Annotated in this window: 7 protein-coding genes; 4 read left to right on the top strand and 3 right to left on the bottom strand. The window is 69.2% G+C overall.

Annotation, left to right across the window (positions count from 1 at the left end; translation table 11 throughout):
* Nucleotides 1-15: 15 nt before the first annotated feature.
* Nucleotides 16-2,043: an N-6 DNA methylase gene (locus J3486_RS06840; protein WP_207819139.1), complete on the bottom strand. Its 2,028-nt coding sequence runs from the start codon at nucleotides 2,041-2,043 to the stop codon at nucleotides 16-18.
* Nucleotides 2,044-2,213: 170 nt separating this feature from the next.
* On the opposite strand from J3486_RS06840, the gene J3486_RS06835 reads away from it, so the two are divergent.
* The 4 genes from J3486_RS06835 to J3486_RS06820 all read left to right on the top strand — a co-directional run bounded on the left by J3486_RS06835 (nucleotide 2,214) and on the right by J3486_RS06820 (nucleotide 12,251).
* Nucleotides 2,214-3,155 (top strand): serine/threonine-protein kinase, encoded by a 942-nt coding sequence (locus J3486_RS06835; protein ID WP_207819138.1) that lies wholly within the window; start codon nucleotides 2,214-2,216, stop codon nucleotides 3,153-3,155.
* Between the two features lie 91 nt (nucleotides 3,156-3,246).
* Nucleotides 3,247-4,506, top strand: coding sequence for a serine/threonine-protein kinase (locus J3486_RS06830; protein ID WP_207819137.1), 1,260 nt, complete (start codon nucleotides 3,247-3,249; stop codon nucleotides 4,504-4,506).
* Between the two features lie 171 nt (nucleotides 4,507-4,677).
* Entirely contained in the window at nucleotides 4,678-7,968 is a 3,291-nt protein-coding gene (gene drmD / locus J3486_RS06825; protein WP_207819136.1) for a DISARM system SNF2-like helicase DrmD, read from the top strand.
* Nucleotides 7,965-12,251 carry an Eco57I restriction-modification methylase domain-containing protein gene (locus J3486_RS06820; RefSeq protein WP_207819135.1) on the top strand — a complete coding sequence of 1,429 codons (4,287 nt, stop codon included), beginning with the start codon at nucleotides 7,965-7,967 and terminating at the stop codon, nucleotides 12,249-12,251. Before drmD ends, J3486_RS06820 begins: the two co-directional genes overlap by 4 nt.
* A 73-nt stretch (nucleotides 12,252-12,324) precedes the next feature.
* On the opposite strand, the gene J3486_RS06815 is transcribed toward J3486_RS06820, so the two are convergent.
* A complete protein-coding gene (locus J3486_RS06815; protein WP_207819134.1) occupies nucleotides 12,325-12,531 on the bottom strand; it encodes a DUF397 domain-containing protein in 207 nt (68 codons plus the stop codon).
* Complete coding sequence (locus J3486_RS06810) at nucleotides 12,528-13,421, bottom strand: DUF5753 domain-containing protein (protein WP_207819133.1); 894 nt, start codon at nucleotides 13,419-13,421, stop codon at nucleotides 12,528-12,530. Before J3486_RS06810 ends, J3486_RS06815 begins: the two co-directional genes overlap by 4 nt.
* Between the last annotated feature and the right edge of the window lie 18 nt (nucleotides 13,422-13,439).

Genomic DNA, 13,439 nt, shown 5'->3' with positions numbered 1-13,439 from the left:
CTGCGCCCAGGCTGATCAGCCTGATTGCTGCGACCGGACCCGAGCCGTGGCGGGGCCGGTCGCAAGGCCGCTCGTCGCCAGCCGGTCGCTCACTCCGTCGGACAACTCCCGACCCAGTACGTTGGTTCGGCTCAGCAGGGCCGTGAAGCTCGACAGCCGACGGAACGTATCGGCGTAGGCGGCTTGTTCCTCCAGAGGCAGTTGAAGTACCTGGAGCCGACGGATGTCCACCCGTGAGGAGCTGGAGGTGTGCGTGCCTGCCTGACGCCCGTTGACGGGGGCACGCAGGCAGCCGGCCAGGAAGTGGGCGTCGAGCCGCGTCGGGTCGACACTCAGTGCGTGCAACTGCGGCCCGAGGGCCAGGGGAGGCCCTTCATGCACCCAGGCCCGGAAGGCGCGGACCACACCGACGATGATCACGTCACCGGCCTCGGCGATCGTGCCGTGTGTCTGGACTTCGGCAGCCGTGAGTCGGGTGCTGGGGATGCCGTCCATCAGGAGGTCAGGGACGGTCAGCAGAGGCATGGACACCGCTGCCGCCGCCCCGGCCTGCGCCGGTTGCTTGCCGGTGCGCAGCGTCAGTACGCCGGCCCTGATCAGGTCGGCCACGGTCGTCTGGGTCTGATCGGCTGCGGCCCCGAACCTGATGTCGGACAACTGGGCTGCCTGGTCAGCCAGTTCGGCGAGGACGGCTCGCAACTCGCTCCAGGAGGAAGTGAGTTCGCTCCGTGAGGGCTCCGAACCGATCGAGATGTATCGACCGGGGGTGACGTCGACCTCGTCGTCCAGTAGGTCGAGCAGCGGGATCCGGGCAGCGCCCTCGGGAGGCTCCTGATCCGGGTGGTCGAGTGACTCCAGGGCCGTGACGACGAAGGAACTGAGGGCGTCCCAGTCCGGGCCCGCCTCGCGAGCGCCCGGCCTGGCGAAGCGGGTCGCGTCGACGAGAAGCGCGTCCTGGTTGCCCGGTGCGGGGTCCGGGCCGCTGGTGGCGATCCGTAGCACCCACAGTTGCAAGGAGACGCTGTGCGGTTGGGCGCTGCCGGGCGGCATGGCGACGACGGCCCGCAGTACGCCGGTGCGCAGCAGGGAGCTGCGGATGCGGCGGCCGGCCTTGCGCGAGGCGACGGCGGGGGGCAGGACGACGACCGCCGTGCCACCGGGCCGCAGGTGGGTGAGAAGGTGCTGCACCCAGGCCAGTTCGGGTTCCGTGCGGGGCGGCAGACCGTGGGTCCAGCGCTGATCGGTGGCGAGTTCCTCGTAGCCCCAGTCGCGCTCGTTGAACGGCGGGTTGCACAGGGCGATGTCGGCCGTCTCCCCGGCGAAGGGATCATCGCGCAGAGCGTCGGCGGTTTCGATCCGTGTCCGCAGGTTCCGCCCTTCCCCGAGGAAGTCGAGGCGGGCCTGGGCGAGTGCGGCGAGAGCTGGATCACGTTCGCATCCGAGTACGCGCAGACGGTCCTTGCCGCACTCCTCGGCCGCCGCTGCCGGGAGATGGCCGGTACCGCAGGCGGGGTCGAACAGGGTCAACGGGCCGTCGCTCTCGGAGCGGCGCACACGCAGTGCGGCACGGACCATGAGCGTGGCGAGCTGAGGCGGCGTGGTGCTGAGCTGCCGGACATGTGTGTCAAGCCACCGCTGCAGAAGGAATTCGAAGGTGTCGCGGCCGCCTTCCTCGCGGCCCAGTTTCGCGGCCTTCTCGGCCAAGGCCTTCGCCTCGGGTGAAAGTCCGGGCGCGGTGCGTGTGCGGGAACCGCGCATCCGGCGGGCTGCTTGCGCGATGGCGAGCCCTGCCTCGTCCCGGCCGCTGAGCGTCTCGAAACGGGGCCACAGCAATTCGCGGCCGGCCACGTCCTTGAGCTTGCCGTGTTCCCGTAGCCACTGTTCGACCTCTGCCAGAGAAAACTGTGGGCTGACGTCGGTGCCGCCGATGCGGGCGGGGAACGAATCATGGCGACGCCGCCAGTTGCTGACCGCTGCGCGCCCGACGCCGGCGATCCGTGCGATCTCCGCGAGGGTGACGGGTACGGCGTCAACCCGGCTCATGGACTTCCTTGAGCTCATCGAACAGTCTCCGGTGTGCTGGCGGGCCTGGTCGGCCGACAACCCGGCGGCCGCGGTGCCCCGCAACCCTACTACGCTCATTGACTCTGTTCACAGAGTAGATGTGTGACTCAAGCGTGTGAAGAGTGAAGAAGATGTGGAGGGATGGCTGAATGCAGAGGTTCCTGCCGGGTGACGTCCTGCGCGACCGTTATCGACTGGGCACCGTGCTCGGGAGGGGTGCAATGGGGCAGGTGTGGGAGGGGCGCGACCTCCATCTGGACCGGCCGGTAGCGGTCAAGACCATCGCTGTGGATCTGTTGGCGGTGCCGGAGAGTCGAGCCGGGGCCGTGGCGCGATTTCGACGTGAGGCGCGAGCGGCGGCGTGCCTGGACCACGCCAATGTGGCCACCGTGTTCGACGCCTCCGATGCCGGAGATGTGTGTTGTCTGGTCATGGAGCTGATCTCGGGTACCACGTTGGAGTACCTCTTCGACGGTCAGCCCGACGAGCGGTTCGGTGTGGAGTCGGCGGCGGCCGTCGCCGCGCAGCTGTGCTCCGGACTGTCCGCTGTGCACGGTGCGGGTCTCGTGCATCGCGATCTCAAGCCGCAGAACGTCATGGTTCGCAGGGACGGGATCGTCAAGATCCTCGACTTCGGTCTGGTGAAGCTGCTGGCCGACACCGACCCCCGGTTGACCATGACCGGTGAGGGGGTCGGAAACATCCAGTGCGCCTCTCCCGAACTGCTCTCCGGGCAGGGCGTGTTGGACGGTCGCAGCGACCTCTACGCCGTCGGCTGCCTGCTGTACCACATGGTGACCGGGATGCCGGTTTTCCCGACCTCCCGGCCGGCTGAGCTGGCCTCCTGCCATCTCGCTTCCCCTGCGCCGCGCGTGGGCGACGCGGGAGTCGACGTTCCGGCCGCGCTGGGCGAATTGGTGGCTGCGCTGCTGGAGAAACGCCCCGAGGACCGGCCTTCCGACGCCGCCGAAGTGTATGTGGCGCTGGCCCCCTACCTCCCGGCTCCCGTGCCGGCGCTGGCCCTGTCCGGTGGGCGCCCCGAGGATCCGCGCCGCCCGTTCCTGTTGCCGCAGGGGCCGGGGCTCGTGTGAGCGGTGCAACAATGTTGTCGCTGACCGGGTGCGCCGCGCCGCCCCGGTCGCGGGGAGTCACAGGGGCTGAGGTCGGGACCGGGGACGGGCGATGCGGCGGAGCTTTGGGCGATACGACCTGGTGCGTGAGCTGGGCCGGGGTGGCATGGGCGTCGTCTGGGAGGCGTATGACCGTGCCGAGCGCCGGAGGCTGGCCCTCAAGCTTCTGGCATCGCGGCGTCCCGGCGTCGAGAGGACCACGCTGGAACGCCGGTTCCTGCGCGAGGCGCGACTGACGAGTCGGCTCAACCACCCCGGTATCCCGACCGTGCACGATCACGGCAGCCACGAGGGTGAACTGTTCCTCGCCATGGACCTCGTGCCGGGCCACTCCCTGGATGCAGTACTGAAACATGAGGGGCCCCTCGCCATAGAGGACGCGGCCGCCGTGGCCAGGAGCGCAGCCGAAGTGCTGGCCTACGCGCACGGTCAAGGGATCGTGCATCGCGACCTCAAGCCGTCCAATGTGATGGTCACGCCGGCCAAGCACGTCAAACTGCTCGACTTCGGAGTGGCGGCGGCCATGGAGCCGCAACCGGGCGAGACGCGTTTCACCGCCTCGAACGGCATTCCGCCGGGCACCGTGATCTACATGGCGCCCGAGCATGCGGTCGGTGAAGCGGTGCCTGCCAGTGATCTGTACTCGCTCGGCTGTGTCCTCTACGAGTTGCTCTCCGGCGATCCGCCGTTCACCGAGGGCGGCCACTTCTTCCTCTACCACCAACATGCCAATGCCCCGGTCCCTCCGCTTGCCGGCCGCCGCGAGGGGATCCCCGCAGGGCTGCGTGGGCTGGTGGAGGCGCTGCTGGAGAAGAAGCCCGAGAACCGGCCTGCCTCGGCGGCGGAGGTGGCTGTGTACCTGACGGAGTGGGCCTCGCGGCCGAGCCCGCCTTCGGGGCCGGCGCATCCCCGGCTGGCCGAGATCGACAGTCTGCGCCGCGGCGGTAGCCCCGCGCGCGCCCTGGACGAGTACGAGGCCCTCGCCGCTGATGGCCGTACACGGCATGTGGATGTGCTTGCCGCGCGTGCGGGCGCGGCCCTCTGCTGGGGCGATCTGGGCCGGACGCGCCAGGCCCTGGACGAACTGAGATCCGTTCTCGCGGAGCAGCGCAGTGCCCTCGGGCCGCGCGACACGGCGATCTTGGACACGCGGTACGAGATCGCCGTCCTGCTGGCTCGGACGGGCGAGCGACGGGCGGCCGCCGAGGCGCTGCGCCGCCTCGCGGGCGACGAGGAGGACGTGCTGCCCGTCGGTGACCGGCGGCGGGGCCGCTCGGACCTCCTGCTCGGCCGCCTCCAGCGGATGGGGTGACGGGCATACCGCCGCACCGGCCATGGTGAAATCTATGTTCACATAGTACTGGTCGTGTTAGCGTGCGGTCGGGCTGCTCCGCTGGGGAAACGGGACACTGTCTACGGTCGGCGTGACCGGCTGGGACAGCGCGGACGGCTCATCCAGCAGCAGACAGCGAGGGGAACAGCGATGACGACCTCAGCGGCCCGAACCGTCGGCGAGCGAGAGGCGGACGAGCAGCTGCCGCAGGAGGGCAACCTCGTCGAGGTGCGTGGCCAGTCCTGGGTCGTGGCGCGCGTGGAGCCGTCGTCCACGCCGGACGCCACGGACACAAAGGACTTCCGGGACGCTGATGACACCGGCGGCGACGAAGCCCGTGAGCGCACCGGGGTGACCTTGGTCCATCTGCAGTCCGTCGCCGACGGCCGCTTCGGAGACCTCCTCTCCGTCATCTGGGAGGTTGAGCCCGGCCGCCGCATCCTGCCCAAGGGCTCCCTCCCCGACGCCTCCACCGACGCGTACGACTCGCCGAACCGGCTCGCCGCGTTCCTCGACGCCGTCCGCTGGTCAGCCGTCGCCTCGGCCGACGCCAAAACCCTGCAGGCCCCGTTCCGCTCGGGCGTCGCCGTGGAGCCCTACCAGCTGGAGCCGGTCTCCCGTGCCGTCGGCGCCCCGCGCGTCAACCTGCTCCTCGCCGACGACGTCGGTCTCGGTAAGACCATCGAGGCGGGCCTGGTCATCCAGGAGCTCCAGCTGCGGGCGAGGGCCCGACGCACCATGATCGTCTGCCCGGCCGGGCTGACCCTCAAGTGGCGTGACGAGATGGCGGAGAAGTTCGGCCTGGAGTTCACCGTCGTCGACTCCGAGCAGTGCGCACGCCTGCGCCGCACCCACGGCACGGCGGCCAATCCCTTCCGCGTCCACCCGCTCACGATCGTCTCCCTGCCGTGGCTGCGCGGGCAGAAGGCGCAGCGCCTGCTCGACGAGGTCATCGGCTCCGAGGAGGCGACGGCCACCGACGGCGACCACAAGCGCTTCTTCGACCTGCTCGTCCTGGACGAGGCACACCACGTGGCGCCCGCCGCACCCAAGCAGGTCTACGCCGTCGACTCCCAGCAGACGAAGCTGATCCGGCGCCTTGTCCCGCACTTCGAGCACCGGCTGTTCCTGTCCGCCACCCCGCACAACGGCTACCCGGAGTCGTACACGGCCCTCCTGGAACTCATCGACGACCAGCGGTTCGCCCGCGGCGTCGACCCGGACAAGGAGGCCCTCAAGGACACGGTCGTACGGCGCCTGAAGTCGACGGTCACGGACGAGAAGGGCAACCCCCGTTTCCGTAGGCGCACCACCTGCGAGATCTCCGTCGACTACACGTCGCAGGAGCGCGAGATCCATGAACTGCTCGGTTCCTTCGCCGAGTTGCGCCGCAAGAAGTTGACGCCGAAGGCGCGCGGCGGACGGCGGGCCGCCGACCTGGTGACGTTGTTGCTGAAGAAGCGCCTCTTCTCGTCGCCCGCCGCCTTCCTGCACACCGTCCAGGTCTACCTCTCACACCTTGAGGACGCCGTCGGGCGGGGGCGTGCCGCTGCCGCCGAAGTCCCCGAGTGGCTCGAAGAGTTCGGTGACCTGGTCGCCGACCTGGACGACAGCGGACTCGCGGACGCCGAGGACGACGCGCTCACCCGCTCCACCTCCCTCACCCCTGCCGAGGACGGCCAGGAACTCGGTCTCCTGCAGCACATGGAGCGGTGGGCCCTCACGCACGAGGCCGCTCCCGATTCCAAGGCGGAGGCGCTGATCAGTGAACTCAAGGCGGTCTGCCGACCGGACGGCGAACTGTGGACGGATCAGCGGATCGTCGTCTTCACCGAGTACCGCGACACCCAAAAGTGGCTGTACGACCTGCTCCAGCAGGAGAAACTCACCGACGGTGGCCGCGTCGAGCGCCTGCACGGCGGCCTGAGCGCGGAGGAGCGCGAGCGGATCCGCCTCGGTTTCCAGAGCGCGCCGTCGCGCCCCGAGGGCCGGGTCCGCATCCTGCTCGCCACCGACGCCGCCGGTGAAGGCATCGACCTGCAGAACCACTGCCACCGCCTGATCAACTACGACATTCCCTTCAACCCCAACAAGCTGGAACAGCGCATCGGCCGTATCGACCGCTGGGGCCAGCGGCACGACCCCGAGATCACGCACTTCATCGGCTCCGGATGGCAGCAGGCACAGGCCGGTTCCTACGAGGCCGACCTGGAGTTCCTTTCCCGTGTCGCCAAGAAGGTCGCGCGCATGGAGCAGGACCTCGGCTCCGTCAACGCCGTCCTCGCCGACGCCGTACAGCGGCGTATGACCGGTGACACCGCACCCGTCGACATCGAGCGCGCCAGGCCCAGGCCGATCAAGGGCCGTCGTACCGGCGGCGAGGTCGCGCCCGAGCAGAACGTCACGGCGCAGTCGAAGAAGCTTGCCGAGGAGTACGACAAGACCGTATCGGCCCTCGGCCTCACTCCGGCCAACGTCAAGCGCGTCGTCGACACCGCGCTCGCCCTGGACCACCAGCCGCCCCTGATTCCGTCCCTGCTGCGCGCCGAGGACTTCGAACCGGGCGAGCTGTTCGACGTGCAGCCGCTGTCCGGTAGTTGGGAGCGGGCGACGCGCGGGCTCGCCCACAAGTTGCGCGAGGGCGAGCAGCGCCCCATCACCTTCTCCTCGAAGACCGCCGCGCGAGCCGGCGATGACGTCGTGCTCACCCACCTCAAGCATCCCCTCGTCGCCCTCTCCACCCGCCTGCTGACAGCAGCAGTGTGGAACGCTGACGAGGTCGGCCTCAGCCGCGTCACCGCCGTCGTCTCCGACGATCCGGCGCTCACCACCACCCTCGTCTCCGCCTACGCCCGCTACGTCCTCGTCGGCACCGACGGAACCCGCCTGCACGAGGAGATCCTGTACGCGGGCGGCTGGTTCGGCGACACGGGCCGTTTCCGCCGCTGGGAGTCGGTGAACGAACAGGGCCGAGTCCTGGCCCACGCCCTGAGCGAAGGCACCGAGGCGGCCCCCCATCTGCGCAAGGAACTCGCGCAGGCCTGGCCGACGCTGCGCGACCCGCTCCACCGGTCCCTCGAAGCCCGCGCCACGGAACTCGGCGGCCAGCTGAAGGGGCGTCTCGCCGACCGCAGGGCGGAGGAGGAACGTCGTATCACCGCGACCCTCGACCGCTTCGAGGCCACCCTGCGCGCCAAGCTCAAGGAGGAGGGCGACGGCGAGGGCGAACAACTCGCCCTCCTCTCCACCCACGAACTGACCGGGCACGAGCGCCGCCAGTTCGAGGACGACCGCCGCCGCTGGGACGAACGGGTCAAAGGCCTGCCCGCCGAGCGCGACCGCGAACTCGCCACGATCGCCGCCCGCTACCGCGCCCCCCGCCCGCACCTGTTCCCCGCCGCTGTCGTCTTCGTGATCCCCGCAAAGGAAGCCCGCCGATGAGCCCCCGCCGCCCCATGAACCGCGGACTCGCCGCCGCCAAGGCCAAGGCGGCCGACGGTCGCGGCCAGCACCAGGAGTGGCTCGACCTCACCGAGGTGTCGGGCCCGTTCCTGACCATGCCCGTACTCCTCGGCGCCTGGCCCCAGTTGGACTCCCTGGAGAAGGACGAGCGGGCCCGCCTGCGCGCCCGGCACGCCGACTGGCAGACGGACACGACCGCGGGCCGTGACGAGTGGGTGGCGTACGTGCTTGCTCGCCTGCTGGAGTGGGACGACGCCCTGACCCTCCGACAGGGCCAGGCCGAGCACGTCGGCCTGGACCGCCTCACCCTGCGCGTGGCCGAGCACGACACCGAGGTCCGCCCAGACTTCGCACTCGTCGAACCGGGTCACGACATCGCCGCGGAACCCGACACCGAGTCGGCCGCCAAGCGCGTACGCCTCCTCGGCATGACGATCCCGTCCGGCACCGTCCCCACCCTGCGAGGCACTGGCGGCGGCGACTGGTCGGCCGCCCCGGCAGACCGTCTCGCCCGCCTGCTGCGCCACCACAACATCCCGCTCGGCCTGGTCACCGACGGCCGTTGGTGGTGCCTGGTGTGGGCGCCGGTCGGCGGCGTGACGACCACGGCTGTCTTCGACGCAGTTGACTGGAACACGGCTGCGGACCGTAACGTCGTGCGCGCTTTCGTCTCCCTACTGCGCCGTCGCCGCTTCTTCGAGTACGAGGACGGGGAGACCCTCGTCGGACTGTTGAGGGCGAGTCTCGCGGCCGGTGAGGACGTCACCGAGGCACTCGGCGTCCAGGTCCGGCAGGCGGTCGAGCTGCTCGTCGACGCGATCGGCCGCGCCGACGTGCGGGCGGTGGAGAACGGCGCACAGGGTCTGCACGCCTCGGGCGTCCCCGCGACGGAGGTCTACCGCGGCGCGGTCGCGGTGATGATGCGCATCGTCTTCCTGCTCTTCGCCGAGGAGCGAGGGCTGCTCCCCGCCGACAACGAGGTGTACGCGACGTCGTACTCCGCGCGCTTCCTCCGCGACGACCTGAAGAAGCGGGCCGACGAGGAGGGCGAGACGGCCCTCGAACACACCACGTCGGCCTGGCACCGCCTGATCGCCCTGTTCCACGCCGTCCACGGCGGCGTCGACCACCCGGCGTCCGGCTTCCACCTGCCCGCGTACGACGGCTCGATCTTCGACCCGGACACGTACGCGTGGCTGGAGCGCACGACGCCGTTGCTGCCGATCGACGACCGCACGGTCCTGCACATGCTCCAGGCGGTGCAGGAGGTCCGCGTCGGCAAGGGCAAGAACCGCGAGATCCGCACGCTCAGCTTCCGCGCGCTCGACGTCGAGCAGATCGGTTACGTGTATGAGGGCCTGCTCTCGTACGACGGCCGGCGTGCGACGGAGCACATGGTGGGCCTGATCGGGCCCGAGGGGCTCGAACACGAGGTGCCGCTGCGGGAGTTGGAGGCGCTGGCGGCGAAGGCGGGCGGTTCCGTCAAGACGCTGGCCAAGTCGATTGTCGAGAAGTGGAAGGAGCCGAAGCCTCCGGCCACGGCGGGCCAGTTGGAGAAGCGCCTCGCGCCCGTGTCCGGCTCGGACGCGGAGGAGGCGCGGCGCCGCCTGAACGCGGTCACGAAGGACACGGCGCTGACGGAGCGGCTGCTGCCGTTCGTGGGCGTGCTGCGGGAGGACCTGCGCGGGCTGCCGATGGTCATCCCGAACGGCGCGCTGTACGTCACCGAATCCTCGCTGCGGAAGAACACGGGCACGCACTACACACCCCGCTTCCTGGCGGAGGAGGTCGTGCTGCACGCGCTGGAGCCGCTGGTGTACGAGCCGGGTCCGTTGCAGACGGCGGACACGGGGGAGTGGCGCCTCAAGTCCCGCGAGGAGATTCTGGGGTTGAAGGTCGCGGACGTGGCGATGGGCTCGGCCGCGTTCCTGGTGGCGGCGTGCCGCTATCTCGCGGACCGGTTGATCGAGGCGTGGGAGCAGGAGGGCCGAGCGGAGGCGATGGCGTACCGGGCCGGGCGCGCTGTTGATGCGGTTACGGCGGCCGACGCCGAGCAGGACCCGGTTGTTGTGGAGGCCCGGCGGCAGATTATCGAGCACTGCCTGTATGGCGTGGACATCAACCCCATGGCTGTGGAGATGGCCAAGCTGTCGCTGTGGCTTGTCTCGATGGACCCGGGGCGGCCGTTCACGTTCCTCGACGACCGGCTGGTGTCCGGGGACTCGTTGCTGGGCGTCACGTCGGTGGACCAGTTGGAGGCGGTCCATCTCGACGTCGCGAAGGGCGATTTGATCGGCTCGGACGCGCAGATCGACCGGTTGGTGGCGGCGTTGGCCGAGGAGCGGCGTGCGATTACGTCCATTGAGGGCAAGGACCTGGACAGCGTTGCTGAGAAGCGGTGGCGGCTGCGGAAAGTGCGGGAGCACACGGATCGCCTGCGGCTGATCGGTGACCTGGTCGCGGGCGCGGCGTTGGCTACGTGTGCTTCGGGGCGCGTTGAGTGGTACGAGCGTGATGGCGGCGACGGGGATCGGCTGCGGGACCTGTTCCCGGTGGCGGCGGAGCTGGCTCGGGCGATTGCGCCGGGGGAGGAACGGGAGGGCGACGCGGAGGCGGTTCGGGAGGCGGAGGCCACCGCGAAGGAGTGGCTTGCGAGCGAGCTGTCCGAGGGGAACCTTGAACGGGTGCCGGTGCACTGGCCGTTGGAGTTCCCTGAGGTGTTCAGTGCGGGGCGGGGTGGTTTCGACGCGGTGGTGGGGAATCCGCCGTTCCTCGGCGGACAGAAGCTCACCGGGGCCATGGGGGAGGCCTACCGGGAGTACATGGTCGACTATCTGGCGGCCGGGCGCCGGGGTAGCGCGGACCTTGTCGCCTACTTCGAGTTGCGGGTGCACGGGCTGCTGAATGAGGGTGGGCAGTCTGGGCTGATCGCCACGAATACGTTGGCGCAGGGGGACACCCGTGAGGTGGGGCTCGACCAGCTCGCGGCGTCCGGGGTCGAGATCCGTCGTGCGGTGAAGAGCGCGCCGTGGCCGTCGGCTTCGGCTGTGCTGGAGTACTGCGCGGTGTGGACGAGTAGGGCGGCCGTGGGGGCTGAGGCTGAGCGGGTGCTGGGCGGCGTTGTGGTGACGGCCGGCATTGATACGTCGCTGAATCCGGGGACTCGGGTTTCGTCTTGGGCCGAGGCGTTGGCGGGGAATGGCGGGACTGCTTTTCAGGGGTCCACTGTGCTTGGCCTCGGCTTTACGTTGCCGGAGGAGACTGCGCGAGAGTGGATTGCCGAGGATGAGCGGTACCGGGAGGTGCTGTTCCCGTACCTCAACGGGCTGGACGTTAACTCGCATCCCCAGCATGGGACCGATCGGTGGGTGATCAACTTCCACGACTGGACGCGAGCGAAGGCGGAGGAGTTTCCCCTGGCGTATGAGCAAGTGGTTCGCGACGTCAAGCCGGAGCGCGCTGGGAAGTCGTTCAGCAAGAACGCCCGTGAGCAGTGGTGGCTCTATGAGCGTGCTCGGCTACAGCTGTACTGCCAGTTGAAGGCTATGGATCACTGCATCGTACTCACTCGGCACAGCAAGGCTGTCATGCCTGTTCTCGTGCACACAGGTCCCGTCTTCAGTGAAGCCACCGTTGTTTTTGCCTCGGAGGAACCTGCCGACCTGGCACTGCTCAGCAGCGCCCCTCACTACTGGTGGGCCCTTGACCGGGCGGGCACGATCAAGGGCGACCTCCGCTATGCGCCCACCGACGTCTTCGAAACCCTGGTCCGCCCGCCCCTAACCGAAGCCCTCCGAACCACCGGCACCACCCTCCACACCCACCGAGCCAACCTCATGCAGGCCCGCAACATCGGCCTCACCGCCACCTACAACCTCGTCCACGACGAAGCCTGCCAGGACCCCGACATCGTTGAACTCCGCCGTATCCACACGGAGATCGACAGCGCCACCGTTGAGGCCTACGGCTGGCTCGACCTTCTGGACGACTCCGGTGAGACGCCTCCCGCTGACCCCACCCACCAGACCGTCCCCCTGGACCACGGTTTCCACGACACCGACCAGGGTCCCCGCTACACCATCGGCCTCCTGGCGCGTACGGAGATCATCGACCGGCTGCGCCAGCTGAACCACCAGGCGTACGCCGACGAGGTCTACCTCGGACTGCACAAGAAGCCGGTCAAGCACCCCGACATGCCCCGCCCTTCCGCTGCCGCGATCCAGAAGCTCCAGGCGCGGGCGGACGGCGGGACCCTCTTCTGAACGGACCAAAAACGCCGGAGCGGCCACACCAACTCCCGTTCGACGAGAGATGGTTGGACGCTCCGGCGTGTGCTCAGCCGCGCCGCGCATACGTCACGAACGCCGACCAACTCGCGTCCGCGACCCGGAGCCCCGGCAGCCCCGTGTCCTTCGAGTCCCGTACGCGTACGCTCCCTGACGTGACCGCAACCTCGATGCAGTTGCCGCCGTCCGAGCCGCTGTAGCTGCTCTTGACCCAGTTCAGACCCGCGCTACTGGTGGTTCCCCGCTCGCTGTTCATGCCGCTGTCTCTCCTGCCAGACGTTCGATGAGACGCGCAGACTGCTCGGTGTTGAGCGCCTGCGAGCGCAGCATCCCATAGCGCAGACCGAATTGGCTGGCCGTGCGTACGTCGTCCACCACCATCCCGGCGCCCTGCGACTCCACGTAGCCGTACCGCCGGTTTTCCGCCGTCTCGACGACCACGAAGGCGCCATTGAGACCCAGGTGGAAACCCTCCGCCGGGGGCATGACCTGGATCTGCACGTTGTCCAACTCGCCGACCTCTAGCAGGTGGTGGAGCTGTTCGCGCATGACGGAACGACCGCCCACCGGGTTGGTCAGCGCCTGCTCGCCGATCACGAACGACAGGTCGACTGCCGGGGTGCGGGTCAGGAGCTTCTGCCGGTTGAGCCGAGCCTCGGTCCGCTGATCCACGAGCTCGGGATCCAGCTTCGGGCGATTACCCGCGTACACGGCCCGTGCATACCCCTCCGTCTGCAACAGTCCGGGTACCAGCATCGGCTCGAAGTCGAACCTGCTCACCGCCTCCCGCTCGATCACCGCGAAGTTCTGAAAGAACCGCGGCAACTTCGCCAGATCGACGTCCTCCTGCAAAATAGCCAGCGCACCCCCAGCCGACAAAGCCTGCTCCGTCGCGACCGTGAACGACTCCTTCGCCGGGCGCCGAGCCCGCTCCACGGAGGCGACCAGTTCGACCGAGTAGCCGATGGTGTCCGCGAGTTGGGGCTGTGTCAGGCCGGCCTGCTCGCGGAAGTGGCGGACGAGTTTCCCGTACATCGTCCACGCGACCGGCTGCTCGGCCTCGGCATCCTTCTGGCGCCCCCGCTTTACACCCTGCTCCGGCGCCTTCGGCTCCGTCCTGCCGCCCTGCCCGTCCGTCGTCCCCATCACGCACCACATCCTTGT

The sequence above is a fragment of the Streptomyces sp. VRA16 Mangrove soil genome (assembly GCF_017377775.1).
GTDB lineage: Bacteria > Actinomycetota > Actinomycetes > Streptomycetales > Streptomycetaceae > Streptomyces.
The sequence above is the reverse complement of the archived record's forward strand: the minus strand, read 5'-3'. Positions and strand labels throughout refer to the sequence as shown.

Bases quoted from the DNA above. Each gene is read 5' to 3' on its own strand.
- J3486_RS06840 (WP_207819139.1), bottom strand. From the start codon at position 2,043: ATGAGCCGGGTTGACGCCGTACCCGTCACCCTCGCGGAGATCGCACGG.
- J3486_RS06820 (WP_207819135.1), top strand. From the start codon at position 7,965: ATGAGCCCCCGCCGCCCCATGAACCGCGGACTCGCCGCCGCCAAGGCC.
- drmD (WP_207819136.1), top strand. From the start codon at position 4,678: ATGACGACCTCAGCGGCCCGAACCGTCGGCGAGCGAGAGGCGGACGAG.
- J3486_RS06830 (WP_207819137.1), top strand. From the start codon at position 3,247: ATGCGGCGGAGCTTTGGGCGATACGACCTGGTGCGTGAGCTGGGCCGG.
- J3486_RS06835 (WP_207819138.1), top strand. From the start codon at position 2,214: ATGCAGAGGTTCCTGCCGGGTGACGTCCTGCGCGACCGTTATCGACTG.
- J3486_RS06815 (WP_207819134.1), bottom strand. From the start codon at position 12,531: ATGAACAGCGAGCGGGGAACCACCAGTAGCGCGGGTCTGAACTGGGTC.
- J3486_RS06810 (WP_207819133.1), bottom strand. From the start codon at position 13,421: ATGGGGACGACGGACGGGCAGGGCGGCAGGACGGAGCCGAAGGCGCCG.